We start from the raw sequence: 13,255 nt of genomic DNA, 5'->3' as shown, positions 1-13,255 counted from the left end.
ACCTGTTGTTCGAAATCCGCCCCATGAGCCCCGAGCTGTACCGCGAGAAGACCCGGCGCATCGCCATCGGCATCGCGGTACTGTTCATCGCCCTGGCCATGCTGTTCGCCACCGCCAGCGTGCAGCTGTTCGGCACCCCCGGTGGCGACAACTTCCGCTGGAACCTGGCCGGCGTGCTGGCCGGGCTGGCGGTGACGGTGGCCCTAGTGCGCCTGCAGTTCTGGCCGCGCCCGTTCATGGCGCCGGCGGTCTATGGCTGGGGGCTCAAGCGCAGCCTGATGCGCGTCACCAACCTGATGCACCGGGTCAAGGCCGGCGTCGCCGTGAACGACCCGGCGGCGATGAAGCTGCTGCGCTTCTACCACCTGGGCGTGACCCAGATGCACCAGCTGGACGGCAACACCTCCGACCTCAGCCAGATGGTCCGCGAGATCGATGCGCACCGCGAGGCGATGCTGGCCCTGGGGCTCGACCCGGAGCAGGGGCGCCTGGAGCGGGACTGGCTGGACGCGGTCAAGCGCTTCGGCTGAACCGCCGTTTGCCGGGTTCCCGCGTTCGCGGGAATGACGCTCACGAAAGACCCGCCCCGCACTCGTCATCCTCGCGAACGCGGGGAACCACTGGAACAGCATCACCCCACAGGGACGATCCCATGCCTTCCACCCTCGAACTCGTCGCCGACCTGGTGAACCTGATCGCCGTGCTGCTGGCCGCGCGCAACAGCGTGCACACCTGGTCCAGCGGCATCCTCGGCTGCGTGCTGTTCGGCTGGTTGTTCTTCGAATCCCAGCTGTATGCCGACGTCACCCTGCAGGGCTTCTTCATCGTCACCAGCGCCCTGGGCTGGTGGGCCTGGTTGCGTGGCAACGCCGGCACCCAGCTGCCGGTTAGCCGCACCGCGCCAGGCACGCTGGCGTGGATGGCGGCCCTGGCGGTGGTGGTGGCGTTGGCCTATGGGGCGCTGCTGCACCACTTCACCGACGCCTACGCACCGCTGGTGGACTCCCTGGTGCTGACCTTCAGCGTGCTGGCGCAACTGTTGCTGATGCGCCGGCGCCTGGAGAACTGGTACGCCTGGCTGCTGGTGAACACCCTGGCGGTGCCGCTCTACGCCTCCCGCGAGCTGTACCTCACCGCCGGGCTCTACACCCTGTTCTGGTGCAACGCCTGGTACGGCCTGTACCGCTGGCGCCGTGAGCTGCGCGAGGCCGCCGTGCCCGTGGCCGGACAGGAACCGGTCTGAGATGAACACGACCTTTCGCACTGGCCTGGTGGTGGGCAAGTTCTCGCCGCTGCACCTGGGCCATGAGCGGCTGATCCACGCGGCCCGGGGGCAATGCGAGCGGCTGTTGCTGCTCTGCTGGTCTCTTCCCGAGCTGCCGGGTTGCGAAGCCGGGCGCCGTGAGCGCTGGCTGCGCCTGCGCTTTCCGGAGTTGCAGGCCGAGGTGGTCACCCCGGCCCGCATCCGGGCCTGGCGGGAGGAGGGCAAGCGCCTGCCCGACCTGCCCCACAACGACGCCCCCGAGTTCGAGCCGCGTCAGTTCGTCGCCGAGTTCTGCCAGGCGGTGTTCGGCACCACGGTGGATGCGGTGTTCACCAGCGAGGGCTATGGCGAGGGGTTCGCCGCGCACCTGGCGGGTGTCTTCGGGCACCCGGTGCGGCACGTCTGCGTCGACCCGCAGCGCCTCGCCGTGCCCGTCTCCGGCACCCGCCTGCGGGCCGACCCCCACGGGTTGCGGGAGTTCCTCGCCCCCGAGGTGCACGCCGACTTCGTCGAACGGATCGTCCTGCTCGGCGGCGAATCCACCGGCAAGAGCAGCCTCGCCATCGCCCTGGCCGCAGCGCTCGATGCGCCTTGCGTGGCCGAATTCGGCCGCGAGCACTGGGTGGCGAAGGACGGTGCGCTTGAGTACGACGACCTGCTGCACATCGGCCGAAACCAGGTGGCGCGGGAAGACCGGGCGGCGCTCACGGCCGGGCGCTACCTGGTCTGCGACACTTCGGCGCTGACCACGCTGTTCTACAGCCACGCGATGTTCGGCGGCGCCGAGGCCGAGCTAGCCACCCTGGCCGAACGCCCCTATGCGCACACCTTCCTCTGCGCCGACGACTTCCCCTTCGTCCAGGACGGCACCCGCCAGGACGAAACCTTCCGCCGCCGCCAACAGGCCTGGTACCGCGCCGAACTGCAGCGCCGCGGCTGGCCCTACCGGGTGCTCACCGGCCCACTGGAGGCGCGGGTGGAGCAGGTGCTGGTCCATCTGCGCAACGCCTCCCCGGGCTGAAGCCCGGGCTGCGGGGCCGCCCTCGATGCGACTGCGATGCACCGTCCGTAGGTTGGCGCCGAGCACAGCGAGGCCCAACGTAGCGGGGCTCAACCTCGCCAGGTTGGGTTTCGTTCCTCTACCCAACCTACGGAGCGCTCTTGTGGGAGCGGATTCATCCGCGATTGATGCCACTCCGATGGCCTACGGCGCGGAGCCGAGCCATGTATCGTTGGGTTTCGTTCCTCTACCCAACCTACGGTGACTGCCAATGACCAAGAACGGCATGCGTCCCATCCATCCCGGTGAAATCCTCCGTGAGGAATTCCTCGTGCCGCTGGACATGAGCGTCAACGCGCTGGCCGGTGCCTTGCGCGTTCCGGCCACCCGCCTGCACGAGATCGTCAAGGCGCGTCGCGCCATTTCCGCCGACACTGCGCTGCGCCTGGCCCGCTACTTCGGTGGCGAGGCGCAGTCCTGGCTCAACCTGCAGGCCGCCTACGATTTGCGGGTCGCCGAGCTGGACCACGGTGCGGAAATCGAGGCGGATGTGTCCCCTCGCGTCGCCTGACTCCTGGGTGGGTTTGTCTACAGGGAAAACCGTCACCGATTCGACAGGGTGCCTTTCCGCTCCCAGGTGGAGTGAATGCTGGCGAGCAAGGGACGGATGGCTTTGGCGCCCCGAAATCCGCGCTGCTATGTTCAATCCGCTGTCCCTGCCGTCTTTCCTTCGGCGACCGTCAATGGAGTGACCCATGAAACTGGCCGAGATTCATGACGACGTGTTCATGTGCAACATCATGGTGTTCGCCGGGCATGGCGGGTTCTGCCGGGTCTACCGTAATCGCCCGAGGATGATCACGGTGCCTTCGAACACCACCATCACCTTCTGGTGCCCCGACCAGAGCGGCCAGTTTTCCAGCCTGAGCACGCTGGACAACGACATCGGCAAGCTCATCGACGTGACCAATGGGCTATCGGAGATGTGCAAGACGATGCGTGCTAGCAACGATCGTCTGCCCGTCACCTATGAGGCCGGTGATCAGATCAAGAACTACGTGCTGATGTCGCCACAGAGTCTGCAGCTAGGTGAGGCCCGCTCCCTGTCAAGGTTGGTGACGGTGCAGCAGAGCGGCATCGGTTCGACCAAGGGCGTGTTCCTGGAGGACCTCCTGTATGAATTCGGCGGCAGGAACTGCCATTGGGCGGCATGTCGCGAAGTGATCAATCTGAGCGACGTCATTATGGAGGGCGGGGAGCTGGTCAGAAACTGACAGGCTCCACAGAGAAAGGCCGCCGCTGGAGTGATCCGGCGGCGGCCTTTTTCGTTGGGCTGGCTCAGGCCATGGCCAGGCGGGCGTCGCGGCGTTTTTCCAGGCGCAGGGCGAAGAGGGCGACGGCGAGGGCGAGGATCGGCAGGCTGGCGGCGGCCCAGGGCAGGGCGGTGAGGCCGGGGCCCTGGTCGATGACGCTGCCACCGAGCCAGGCACCCAGGGCGTTGCCCAGGTTGAAGGCGGCGATGTTGAAGCTGGCGGCCACGCTCTGGCCGGCACCTTCGGCCTTTTCCAGCACCCAGATCTGCAGCGGCGGCACGGTGGCGAAGCCGGCGACGCCGAGCAGGAAGGTGAAGGCGATCACCGCGACCTGGTTTTCCAGCACGAAGCCCATCAGGCCCAGCACCACGGCCAGGGCGGCCATGCTGCCGAGGAGTGCCGGCAGCAGGCGGCGGTCGGCGAGGCGGCCGCCCAGCAGGTTGCCCAGCACCAGGCCGGCGCCGAACACCAGCAGCACCGGCGAGACCGCCGCTTCGCCGAAGCCGCTGACGCGGGTCAGCAACGGTGCGATGTAGCTGAACACGGTGAACACGCCACCGAAGCCCAGCACGGTGGTGAGCAGGCCGAGCAGCACAGCGGGGCGGCCGAGCACGCGGAAGTCTTCGCGCAGGCTGCTGGGGGCAGGCTTCTCGCGGTCGCGGGGGACGAACAGGGCGATGATCACCAGCGCCGCCACGCCGACCACGGTCACCGCCCAGAAGGCCGCGCGCCAGCCCATGGCCTGGCCGAGCCAGGTGCCGAAGGGCACGCCGAGGATGGTGGCGACGGTGAGGCCGGTGAACATGATGGCGATGGCCGAGGCGCGGCGGTCAGCGGCCACCAGGCTGGTGGCGACCACCGAGCCGACGCCGAAGAAGGTGCCGTGGGCGAATGAGGTGAGCACCCGCGCGGCCATCAGCGTGGTGTAGTTGGGCGCCAGGGCGCAGGCGAGGTTGCCGAGGGTGAAGATCACCATCAACGCCAGCAGCGTGGTCTTGCGTGGCCGGCGTGCGCTGAGGGCGGTGAGCAGCGGGGCGCCGGCGACCACGCCGAGGGCGTAGCCGGAGATCAGCAGGCCGGCGGCAGAGATGGAAACGCCAAGGTCACCGCCGACTTCCAGCAGCAATCCCATGATGATGAATTCGGTGACACCGATGCCGAAGGCACCGGCTGTGAGGGCGTAGAGGGCGACGGGCATGACGCGGGCTCCGATGGATGGGCGATGGCGGGCAGCTTATCCACGGCGCTTTTGCTGATATAGACTGCCTCCGCGCAAATCACTTGTGAGTTCAAGTCATATGTCCCGGCCCGATATCAACCGTTTCGGCGAGATGGACGTCTTCGTCCGCGTGGTGGAAACCGGCGGCTTCACCAGCGCCGCCCGCGCCTGCGGGATGACGCCCTCGGCGGTCAGCAAGCTGGTGTCGCGGCTGGAGGCGCGCCTCGGTGCTCGGCTATTCAACCGCTCCACCCGGCGCCTGGGGTTGACGCCGGAAGGCGAGCGCTTCTACCAGCGCAGCCTGGGCATCCTCGCCGACCTCAATGAGGCCGAGCGCGAGGCCGGGGCCAGTGCGCGGCCCCATGGGCGGGTGCGCATCAGCTGCAACGTGCCCATCGGCCGGCAGTACCTGATCCCGGTGCTGCCGGAGTTCCTCGCCCTGTACCCGGAGGTGACCCTCGATATCAGCCTCACCGATGCGGTGGTGGACCTGCTGGAGACCCGCGCCGACGTGGCGATCCGCAGCGGCCCGCTGAAGGACTCCGGGCTGGTGGCGCGCAAGCTCGGCGACTCGGCTCACCATGTGGTGGCGGCGCCTGCCTATCTCGCCCGCCACGGTGCACCGGCGACGCCCGCCGAGCTGGCCGGGCACAACTGCCTCAACTTCAACTACCAGCGCGCGGGGCGCGACTGGCCTTTCACGGGCATGGAGGACGAACACGAAGCGCCCCGGGGCAACCTGCTGATCAGCGATGGCGACGCCTTGCGCCACCTGGCCCTGGAAGGGCTGGGGCTGGCGCGGCTGGCCAGTTTCCAGGTTCACGACGATCTCCGCGAGGGGCGCCTGCAGGCGTTGCTGGAGGACTACAACCCCGGCGACAGCAAGCCGATTCACGCGCTCTACGTCGGCCAGGGCGGGCACCTGCCGACACGGGTGCGGGTGTTGCTGGACTTTCTCGCCGAGCGGATGCGCCTTCCCTAGAGAGGCTTTTCCGCCCAGGTGGCGAGGAAGGTCGGCAGGTACCTGTCGATCACGAAGCGCGGGTTCGGCTGGGCGTCTTCGTGGAAGCCGCGCAGCACGAAGCCGGCTTCCAGCTGGCCGCCGATCTGCTCCGCCAGGCTGTGGCCGAACACCAGGGCCTCGCCGCGTTCGCGCTTGGCCGCCAGTTCCTCCGGGGCCAGGTCGTCGAGGTCGGAGTAGGGCAGGGTGAAGCGCGGCTTGATCAGGCCCTGCTCGGCATGGCGCGGGTCGCGGTCGGCGACGAACACCACCGGGTTGTAGAAGCTCGACAGCAGCCGGCCGCTGGGACGCAGGACGCGGAAGCACTCACGCCAGACGGGGCGGATATCCGGCACGTAGAGGTTGGAGATGGGGTGGAACACGCAGTCGAAACGCGCGTCGGCCAGGGGCGAGAGGTCGCGCATGTCGCCTTGCAGGGTTTCCAGTTGCAGGCCGTCTCGCCCGGCCACTTCGCGGTCGCGGGCGAGCTGCTCGGCGGAGGCATCCAGCACCAGCACCTCGGCACCGGCGGCGGCCAGCACCGGGGCCTGCTGGCCGCCACCGGAAGCCAGGCAGAGGATGCGCAGCCCGCGCACCTCGGGGAGCCAGCCGGCGGGCAGCGGGCCGGGCGTGAGGCGCACCTGCCAGTCGCCCGCGCGGGCGGCGGCGATGGTGGCGGCGTCCACGGGGCGTGACCATTCGCAGTGTTGCCGGGCCTGGCGGTCCCAGGCGGCACTGTTGTGCTGGAGGATGTCCAGTGCGGGCTTGTGGCGGGGCATGTGGCGTTCCTTGCGGGGGGGTTCCGAGGGCGCCAGGGTGCCGCGCCTGGCGGCGTTTTGGAACCCGGATCCTGTGTGGGGGGTTCAACCCGGCGGCGGCGGACGCTAAGGTGCGCGGTCAGCAAACGGCAAATGGAGCGCCACGATGAGCCTTCACGGCACCTACGATCCGCAGAACGTCTTCGCCCAGATCATTCGTGGTGAAGCCCCTTGCTACACGCTCTACGAGGACGACGACGTGCTCGCCTTCCTCGATATCTTCCCGCAGTCCTACGGCCACACCCTGGTGATCCCCAAGCGCTCGGCGGCGCGCAACATCCTCGATATCGACCCCGATGCGCTGGCCAAGGTCATGGCCGTGGTGCAGCGCCTGGCACGCGTGCTGGTGGACGAGCTGGAGCCGGCCGGCGTGCAGGTGGCGCAGTTCAACGGGGCCCCGGCGGGGCAGACGGTGTTTCATATCCACATGCACATCGTCCCCCGCTTCGAGGGCGAGGCCCTGGGCATCCACGCCAGCAAGAAGGCCGATCCGGCAGAGCTGGAAGCGCTGCAGGCGCGTCTTCTCAAGCGCCTCTGACGCCCGTCGCAGGGCGCGGGCGGCCGGCGGAGAAAGCGGCCGTTCGCGTCCCGTGGGCAGTCGATTTGGCCTTTTTAGCCGCATATAAGCCGATTTTCCCACTCGTCCACCTGTGTCCTGTGGGGCGTGTCGAGCATCTATAACCACAACGAACGGAGGCATTTGTAGGATCAATCCTACCTGCCGGGCGCATTCCAGCCCCGCCGAGCAGCCTTCCAGGCACTCGTGGCGGCGCTGGCCGATGGTCTGACGCAGCGGCGCGGGTACCCCGGAAGCGCCCGCGCTGTGGCAGAATTCGCGCCTTGCGCGCGGGGCCGTTGCTATCCTGCGACGAGCCGTGAGAAGGCCCTCGCGCCTGCCGCCGTGCCCCCTGGGCGCCCCGATACAACAAGGATTCGCTGTTCCGTCCCGCGTAGCGGGATGAGCCTTTTTCCAATGCTGGCCGAGCCTTCGTCCAGTGACCAACTGCCCAACCGGCTGTGCCCGCCACAGCCCAGTAACGAGAGGATCGACCGTGCACAAAGTCGTGATCAGTGGCACCGGCCTTTACACCCCGTCCCAGAGCATCTCCAACGAAGAACTGGTGGCTTCCTTCAACGCCTATGTCCAGGCCTTCAACGCCGAGAACGCCGCCGCCATCGAGCGTGGCGAGGTCGAGGCGCTGAGCGAATCCAGCGTCGCCTTCATCGAGAAGGCCTCGGGGATCCAGAGCCGCTTCGTGATGGACAAGGACGGCATCCTCGACCCGCAACGCATGGTTCCGCGCATTCCCGAGCGCTCCAACGAAGAATGGGGCGTGCTCTGCGAGATGGCCGTCGGCGCCGCCAAGGAGGCCCTGGAGCGTGCCGGCCGCACCGCCGCCGATATCGATGGCGTGATCGTCGCCTGCTCCAACCTGCAACGTGCCTACCCGGCGGTGGCCATCGAGGTCCAGGCCGCCCTGGGCATCCAGGGCTTCGGCTACGACATGAACGTGGCCTGCTCCTCGGCCACCTTCGGCATCCAGGCGGCGACCACCGCCGTGCAGACCGGGCAGGCGCGCGCCATCCTCATGGTCAACCCGGAAATCTGCACCGGCCACCTGAACTTCCGTGACCGCGACAGCCACTTCATCTTCGGCGACGCGGCCACTGCGGTGATCATCGAGCGTGCCGACCAGGCCACCTCGAAGCACCAGTTCGACATCGTCGGCACCAAGCTGCTGACCCAGTTCTCCAACAACATCCGCAACAACTTCGGCTTCCTCAACCGCGCGGCGGAAGAGGGCATCGGTGCCCGCGACAAGCTGTTCGTGCAGGAAGGCCGCAAGGTGTTCCGCGACGTCTGCCCCATGGTCGCCGAGCTGATCGCCGCGCACCTGCAGGAGAACGCGCTGGAGGTCACCGACGTGAAGCGCTTCTGGCTGCACCAGGCCAACCTCAACATGAACCTGCTGATCGCCCGCAAGCTGCTGGGTCGCGACGCCGAGGCCCACGAGGCGCCGGTGATCCTCGACACCTACGCCAACACCAGCTCCGCCGGTTCGGTGATCGCCTTCCACAAGTACCAGGACGACCTGCCCAGCGGTGCCCTGGGCGTGCTCAGCTCCTTCGGTGCCGGCTACTCCATCGGCAGCGTGATCCTGCGCAAGCGCTGATGGCCGCTCCCGCGGACGACGAACTGCTGCCGCGCCTCAGGGCGGGGCAGCAGCAGGCGTTCCGCGAACTCATCGATACCTACCAGGGCGCCATGCGCGCCGTGGCCTTCGCCATCGTCGGCGGCCGGCATGCCGAGGAGGTGGTGCAGGATGCCTGGCTCGCCGTGGTGCGCAGCCTGGACGGTTTCCAGCAGCGCTCCAGCCTGAAGACCTGGCTGCTGACCATAGTCGCCAACACCGCCCGCACCCGGCTCAAGCAGAGCCGCCGCGAAGTCCTGCTCGACGACCTGCCCGCGCCCCACGGGACCGTGGACGACACGCGCTTCGCCGCCGACGGCCACTGGCTGGCCGCCCCCTCCGCCTGGCACGAGGACTCCCCCGAGGCCCTGCTCGCCGAGGAAGAGCTGCGCCAGTGCCTGGAGAAGACCCTGCTGAGCCTTTCCGACCTGCAGCGCAGCGTGCTGCTGCTGCGCGAGCGCCAGGGCCTGGAGTTGCAGGAGATCTGTAACCTGCTGGAGGTTTCGCTCTCCAATGTCCGGGTGCTGCTGCATCGTGGGCGCCTCAAGCTGTTCGCCACCGTGGAGCACTTCGAGGAGACGGGCCAATGCTGAACTGCCGCGAGCTGGTCGCCCGATCCAGCGACTACATCGATGGCCAGCTGGGTGTCGTGCAGCGCCTGGGTGTTCGCCAGCACCTGCTGATCTGCCCCCATTGCCGGCGCTTCCTCGCCCAGTTGAACCTCACCCGAGCAGTGTTCAGGCAATTGTCCGAACCGGCTCCCGACGGTGATGAAAAACTGGCAGAACGGCTCGCCAGGGCACGCCACGAATCCCCCTGAAGCGGGTCATCGCGCCGTAACATGTTCGTCGTGTTGTCATATTCGGTTGCCTGCCACGCTGCGACAACCTGCCGCTTCGCTTGGCTGTAAAGCCCGGTCTAGAGCGGTTTTTCCCATATTTCCAATGGCGATGAAAAAGTTCCTCTGTCATAAAATATTTATCTAAAAGCAACTGAGCTGAAATAACCCCCCGCCAACATTCCCCCCCAGCACGAACGAGCCCAACGCTCGGGTGTTTTCCAGCACTAAAGACCAACAGGGGAATCTTCGATGATCCGTAAGCACTTCGCCGGTTTTGCCGCCAGCGCCATGGCCCTGGCCATTTCCGCCCAGGCTTTCGCTGGTACCGTCACCACCGACGGCACCGACATCGTTATCAAGACCAAGGGCGGCCTTGAAGTCGCTACCACCGACAAGTCCTTCGCCTTCAAGCTGGGCGGCCGCCTGCAAGCCGACTACGGTCGCTTCGATGGCCTCTACACCCGCAATGGCGACACCGGTGACGCTGCCTACTTCCGCCGCGCCTACCTGGAACTCTCCGGCATCGCGTTCACCGACTGGGCCTACGCTGTCGCCTATGACTTCTCCGAGAACTCCGGCAACGGCAACAGCACCAGCAACGGCAGCAGCTCCCAGCCGAGCGGTAACTTCGACGAAGCTTCGCTGAGCTACACCGGCTTCAACCCGATCACCATCCGCGTCGGTCGTTTCGACCCCGACTTCGGCCTGGAAAAAGCCACCAGCTCCAAGTGGGTGACCGCTCTGGAACGCAGCGCCATGAACGAAGTCGTGGATTGGGCCAACACCCACCAGGACGGCCTCGGCGTTCAGGTCCAGGCGCTGATCAGCAACTACGGCTATGTCTCCACCAGCCTGGCCAGCAAGGACGCCAACGACGACGAAGGCGACAGCGTCAAGCAGTTCAACGTCCGTGGCGTGTTCGCCCCGATGGCCGAAGCCGGCAACGTGCTGCACTTCGGTGTGAACTTCGCCCAGCGCAAACTGGACGACGTAGCCGGTGCCGACGTTCGCTACCGCTCCCGTCTGGGCATGCGTGGCGTGGACACCAACGGTGGTAACGCTTCCGGCAACCTTGGCAACCGCGCCGTACTGGCCGGTACCAACTCCGCCACGTCCTTCTGGGATGACGACACCGCCTTCGGCCTGGAAGCCGCTTTCGCCTCCGGCCCGTTCTCCATCCAGGGTGAGTGGATGAAGCGCGAGACCGACTCCGCTGGCGCCCAGTCCGATCTGGAAGCCGATGGCTTCTACGTCCAGGCCGCCTACACCCTGACCGGTGAAGCGCGTGGCTACAAAATGGGCAAGTTCGACGCCATCAAGCCTGCCAACAAGCAGACCGGCGCCTGGGAAATCTACTACCGCTACGACAGCATCTCGGCTGACAACGACGTTGCCGTGCTGGCCGCTGCCAACCAGACCTTCCTGCGTGGTGCCGAAGACACCGAAGCCAAGGTCCACAACATCGGTGTGAACTGGTACGCCAACGAAGCGGTGAAGATCAGCGGCATGTACACCAAGGCCAAGACCGACCACTTCACCAACCGTGTTGGTGATGACAGCGGTGACGGCTTCGTGGTCCGCGCCCAGTACGTGTTCTAAGCAATACCGTTCATCCGCTCCTTCTTGAGCCCCGCTTCGGCGGGGCTTTTTTATGGGCGCGTTTTTCGCGATGTCCGGGAGGGGGCAAGGGGTCGTAGGTTGGGTAGAGGCACGAAACCCAACGATGCGAGGTCCAGCCCCGCTCCATTGGGCCTCGCTGCGCTCGGCGCCAACCTGCGGCGGGGCCCTCTGGGCTCATCGCGGATGAACCCGCTCCCACGGTGGGCGCGTGTGTTTTTGTGGGAGCGGCTTCAACCGCGGAAGAACATCGTCGATGAATTCTCTACGACAGGCTTTTTTTCGCCGACGCCGCAGGCCAGACTGGTCGCCATGCCGATCCAGACCCTTTCCCGCCTTTCAGAAGTCGATGCCTCCAGCTGGGATGCCCTGCTGAAGGACGACCAGCCCTTCCTGCGCCATGCCTTCCTCGCCACCCTGGAGGACAGCGGCAGCATCGGCGGGCGCAGCGGCTGGTGGCCGGCCCATCGCCTGCTGCGTGGCGCAGGCGGCGAGTTGCTCGCGGCGATGCCGGCCTATGTGAAGGCGCATTCCTATGGCGAGTACGTATTCGACTGGGGCTGGGCCGATGCCTGCCAGCGCGCCGGCATCGCGTACTACCCCAAGCTGCTCGCCGCCGTACCCTTCTCGCCGGTGCGGGGTGCACGCCTGCTGGCCCATGACGAGGCGGCTGCAGCGCAACTGCTCGATGAACTGGTGCCCGAGCTGGAGACGGCGGGGCTGTCCGGGCTGCACGTCAACTTCACCGACGCCTTCGCCGATGCCCGCCTGCAAGGCCGCGAGCAGTGGCTGGAGCGCCTGGGCTGCCAGTACCACTGGCACAACCGCGGCTATCGCGACTTCCAGGATTTCCTCGACGCCTTCTCTTCGCGCAAGCGCAAGCAGGTGCGCAAGGAGCGCGAGCAGGTGGCGGGGCAGGGGATCGGGTTCGAGTGGCGCGAGGGCAACGAACTGAGCGAGGCGGAATGGGATTTCGTCTACGCCTGCTACGCCAACACCTATGAGGTGCGCGGCCAGGCGCCGTACCTGACGCGGGTGTTCTTCAGCCTGTTGGCCGAACGCATGCCCCAGGCCATTCGCGTGGTGCTGGCGAAGCAGGGTACGCGGCCGGTGGCCATGGCCTTCTCGTTGATGGATTCGGGGTCGCTGTACGGGCGTTACTGGGGTTGCCTGGCGGAGTTCGACCGCCTGCATTTCGAGACCTGCTTCTACCAGGGCATCGACATGGCCATCGCCGCCGGGTTGCCGCGCTTCGACGCCGGCGCCCAGGGCGAGCACAAGCTGATCCGTGGCTTCGAGCCGGTGATCACCCGCTCCTGGCACTACCTTCTGCACCCCGGCCTGCGCGAGGCGGTGGCGGGCTTCCTGGAGCAGGAGCGCCCCGCGATCCTCGGTTATGCCGAGGAGGCGCGGGGCCTGCTGCCGTATCGCAAGTCGGGGGAGTGAGCCCCCGGTCGTCGATGGGGATCAGCTGTTGCTGACGCTGCCGCCCCATTCGAGGAACTTCATCTTGTGCACTTCACCCTGGCTGTCCTCGTAGACCAGCACCACGGGCACGACGCCGGATTTGCTGGTGTTGTCGGTGCGGTAGATGACTTTCTGCACGTCCACGTTCATGCCGTAGTGGTATTCGACGGCGGTCAGTTCGGCGCCCGGCTCGCGGCTTTCGGCGGCGAAGACGGCGGGGGCCAGGCTGGAGAGGACGGCGGTGACGGCGGCTGCGATTTTCATGCTGATCTTTCCTCGATTGGGCGGTTGGAAAGCCTCAACTGAAACCCGGTGCGCGATGGCTACCTGCTACGGGTTTGGGTTGCTGCTTTGTACGGGGCCTATATGACCACCACCGTTTTCATCGCGGAAATTGATGGTTGTTGTAGTCGAGATCATCGGTATCGATAGTGGGTTCGTCGTGGCGAAACCCACGGGGGCAGCGTGTTTGGGGTGGCCATCGCGGCCCCGTTCATCACCGCTGGTGGATGGGTGAAGCGGCA

General features: G+C 66.7%; 15 protein-coding genes. 12 read left to right on the top strand and 3 right to left on the bottom strand.

Translation table 11 applies throughout. The annotated features are described in order from the left end of the window. Window positions 1-5 precede the first annotated feature (5 nt). From ACYJSS_RS13180 to ACYJSS_RS13160, 5 genes are all read left to right on the top strand, one after another. On the top strand, window positions 6-530 hold the full coding sequence (locus ACYJSS_RS13180; protein WP_074969123.1) for a DUF3087 domain-containing protein: 525 nt from the start codon (window positions 6-8) through the stop codon (window positions 528-530). A gap of 122 nt (window positions 531-652) precedes the next feature. Then, on the top strand, window positions 653-1,243 hold the full coding sequence (gene pnuC, locus ACYJSS_RS13175) for a nicotinamide riboside transporter PnuC (protein WP_236204660.1): 591 nt from the start codon (window positions 653-655) through the stop codon (window positions 1,241-1,243). A 1-nt stretch (window position 1,244) separates the two neighbouring features. Further along, the gene (locus ACYJSS_RS13170; protein WP_236204659.1) at window positions 1,245-2,285 is read left to right on the top strand and encodes an AAA family ATPase; all 1,041 of its coding nucleotides are present in this window, start codon (window positions 1,245-1,247) and stop codon (window positions 2,283-2,285) included. Between the two features lie 250 nt (window positions 2,286-2,535). Further along, window positions 2,536-2,835 (top strand): HigA family addiction module antitoxin, encoded by a 300-nt coding sequence (locus tag ACYJSS_RS13165; RefSeq protein WP_236204658.1) that lies wholly within the window; start codon window positions 2,536-2,538, stop codon window positions 2,833-2,835. A gap of 184 nt (window positions 2,836-3,019) precedes the next feature. Continuing rightward, a complete protein-coding gene (locus tag ACYJSS_RS13160; protein WP_236204657.1) occupies window positions 3,020-3,538 on the top strand; it encodes a putative adhesin in 519 nt (172 codons plus the stop codon). A gap of 64 nt (window positions 3,539-3,602) precedes the next feature. Here the strand turns inward: ACYJSS_RS13160 and ACYJSS_RS13155 are convergent, their stop codons facing one another. Next, window positions 3,603-4,775, bottom strand: coding sequence for an MFS transporter (locus tag ACYJSS_RS13155; protein ID WP_236204656.1), 1,173 nt, complete (start codon window positions 4,773-4,775; stop codon window positions 3,603-3,605). 100 nt (window positions 4,776-4,875) lie between these two features. Between ACYJSS_RS13155 and ACYJSS_RS13150 the strand changes: the two genes are divergently transcribed. Further along, window positions 4,876-5,778 carry a LysR family transcriptional regulator gene (locus tag ACYJSS_RS13150; protein WP_236204655.1) on the top strand — a complete coding sequence of 301 codons (903 nt, stop codon included), beginning with the start codon at window positions 4,876-4,878 and terminating at the stop codon, window positions 5,776-5,778. Here ACYJSS_RS13150 and ACYJSS_RS13145 read toward each other — a convergent pair. Next, window positions 5,775-6,575: a class I SAM-dependent methyltransferase gene (locus ACYJSS_RS13145; RefSeq protein WP_236204654.1), complete on the bottom strand. Its 801-nt coding sequence runs from the start codon at window positions 6,573-6,575 to the stop codon at window positions 5,775-5,777. The two genes, ACYJSS_RS13150 and ACYJSS_RS13145, sit on opposite strands and share 4 nt — an antisense overlap. Window positions 6,576-6,720: 145 nt before the next feature. Here ACYJSS_RS13145 and ACYJSS_RS13140 point away from each other — a divergent pair, with 145 nt between their 5' ends. The 6 genes from ACYJSS_RS13140 to ACYJSS_RS13115 all read left to right on the top strand — a co-directional run bounded on the left by ACYJSS_RS13140 (window position 6,721) and on the right by ACYJSS_RS13115 (window position 12,710). Then, window positions 6,721-7,152, top strand: coding sequence for an HIT family protein (locus tag ACYJSS_RS13140; protein ID WP_236204653.1), 432 nt, complete (start codon window positions 6,721-6,723; stop codon window positions 7,150-7,152). Between the two features lie 514 nt (window positions 7,153-7,666). Continuing rightward, window positions 7,667-8,788: a beta-ketoacyl-ACP synthase III gene (locus tag ACYJSS_RS13135; RefSeq protein WP_236204652.1), complete on the top strand. Its 1,122-nt coding sequence runs from the start codon at window positions 7,667-7,669 to the stop codon at window positions 8,786-8,788. Further along, a complete protein-coding gene (locus tag ACYJSS_RS13130) occupies window positions 8,788-9,399 on the top strand; it encodes an RNA polymerase sigma factor (RefSeq protein ID WP_236204651.1) in 612 nt (203 codons plus the stop codon). Before ACYJSS_RS13135 ends, ACYJSS_RS13130 begins: the two co-directional genes overlap by 1 nt. Continuing rightward, window positions 9,393-9,626: an anti-sigma factor family protein gene (locus ACYJSS_RS13125; protein WP_236204650.1), complete on the top strand. Its 234-nt coding sequence runs from the start codon at window positions 9,393-9,395 to the stop codon at window positions 9,624-9,626. The genes ACYJSS_RS13130 and ACYJSS_RS13125 overlap by 7 nt, the downstream gene beginning before the upstream one ends. A gap of 270 nt (window positions 9,627-9,896) precedes the next feature. After that, window positions 9,897-11,246, top strand: coding sequence for an OprO/OprP family phosphate-selective porin (locus ACYJSS_RS13120; protein ID WP_236204649.1), 1,350 nt, complete (start codon window positions 9,897-9,899; stop codon window positions 11,244-11,246). 330 nt (window positions 11,247-11,576) lie between these two features. After that, window positions 11,577-12,710 (top strand): GNAT family N-acetyltransferase, encoded by a 1,134-nt coding sequence (locus ACYJSS_RS13115; RefSeq protein ID WP_111260632.1) that lies wholly within the window; start codon window positions 11,577-11,579, stop codon window positions 12,708-12,710. A 21-nt stretch (window positions 12,711-12,731) separates the two neighbouring features. Here ACYJSS_RS13115 and ACYJSS_RS13110 read toward each other — a convergent pair whose 3' ends face one another. Then, window positions 12,732-12,995 carry a DUF2790 domain-containing protein gene (locus ACYJSS_RS13110; protein WP_111260633.1) on the bottom strand — a complete coding sequence of 88 codons (264 nt, stop codon included), beginning with the start codon at window positions 12,993-12,995 and terminating at the stop codon, window positions 12,732-12,734. Window positions 12,996-13,255: the final 260 nt, after the last annotated feature.

The sequence above is a fragment of the Pseudomonas sp. No.21 genome (genome assembly GCF_054558415.1).
Note: the sequence above shows the minus strand (reverse complement) of the source record. Positions and strands in the feature narration are given on the sequence as shown.

What these genes read in the sequence shown, in the direction of transcription:
- pnuC (WP_236204660.1), top strand. Translation starts at nt 653, where the DNA reads ATGCCTTCCACCCTCGAACTCGTCGCCGACCTGGTGAACCTGATCGCC.
- ACYJSS_RS13170 (WP_236204659.1), top strand. Translation starts at nt 1,245, where the DNA reads ATGAACACGACCTTTCGCACTGGCCTGGTGGTGGGCAAGTTCTCGCCG.
- ACYJSS_RS13165 (WP_236204658.1), top strand. Translation starts at nt 2,536, where the DNA reads ATGACCAAGAACGGCATGCGTCCCATCCATCCCGGTGAAATCCTCCGT.
- ACYJSS_RS13160 (WP_236204657.1), top strand. Translation starts at nt 3,020, where the DNA reads ATGAAACTGGCCGAGATTCATGACGACGTGTTCATGTGCAACATCATG.
- ACYJSS_RS13155 (WP_236204656.1), bottom strand. Translation starts at nt 4,775, where the DNA reads ATGCCCGTCGCCCTCTACGCCCTCACAGCCGGTGCCTTCGGCATCGGT.
- ACYJSS_RS13150 (WP_236204655.1), top strand. Translation starts at nt 4,876, where the DNA reads ATGTCCCGGCCCGATATCAACCGTTTCGGCGAGATGGACGTCTTCGTC.
- ACYJSS_RS13145 (WP_236204654.1), bottom strand. Translation starts at nt 6,575, where the DNA reads ATGCCCCGCCACAAGCCCGCACTGGACATCCTCCAGCACAACAGTGCC.
- ACYJSS_RS13140 (WP_236204653.1), top strand. Translation starts at nt 6,721, where the DNA reads ATGAGCCTTCACGGCACCTACGATCCGCAGAACGTCTTCGCCCAGATC.
- ACYJSS_RS13130 (WP_236204651.1), top strand. Translation starts at nt 8,788, where the DNA reads ATGGCCGCTCCCGCGGACGACGAACTGCTGCCGCGCCTCAGGGCGGGG.
- ACYJSS_RS13125 (WP_236204650.1), top strand. Translation starts at nt 9,393, where the DNA reads ATGCTGAACTGCCGCGAGCTGGTCGCCCGATCCAGCGACTACATCGAT.
- ACYJSS_RS13120 (WP_236204649.1), top strand. Translation starts at nt 9,897, where the DNA reads ATGATCCGTAAGCACTTCGCCGGTTTTGCCGCCAGCGCCATGGCCCTG.
- ACYJSS_RS13115 (WP_111260632.1), top strand. Translation starts at nt 11,577, where the DNA reads ATGCCGATCCAGACCCTTTCCCGCCTTTCAGAAGTCGATGCCTCCAGC.
- ACYJSS_RS13110 (WP_111260633.1), bottom strand. Translation starts at nt 12,995, where the DNA reads ATGAAAATCGCAGCCGCCGTCACCGCCGTCCTCTCCAGCCTGGCCCCC.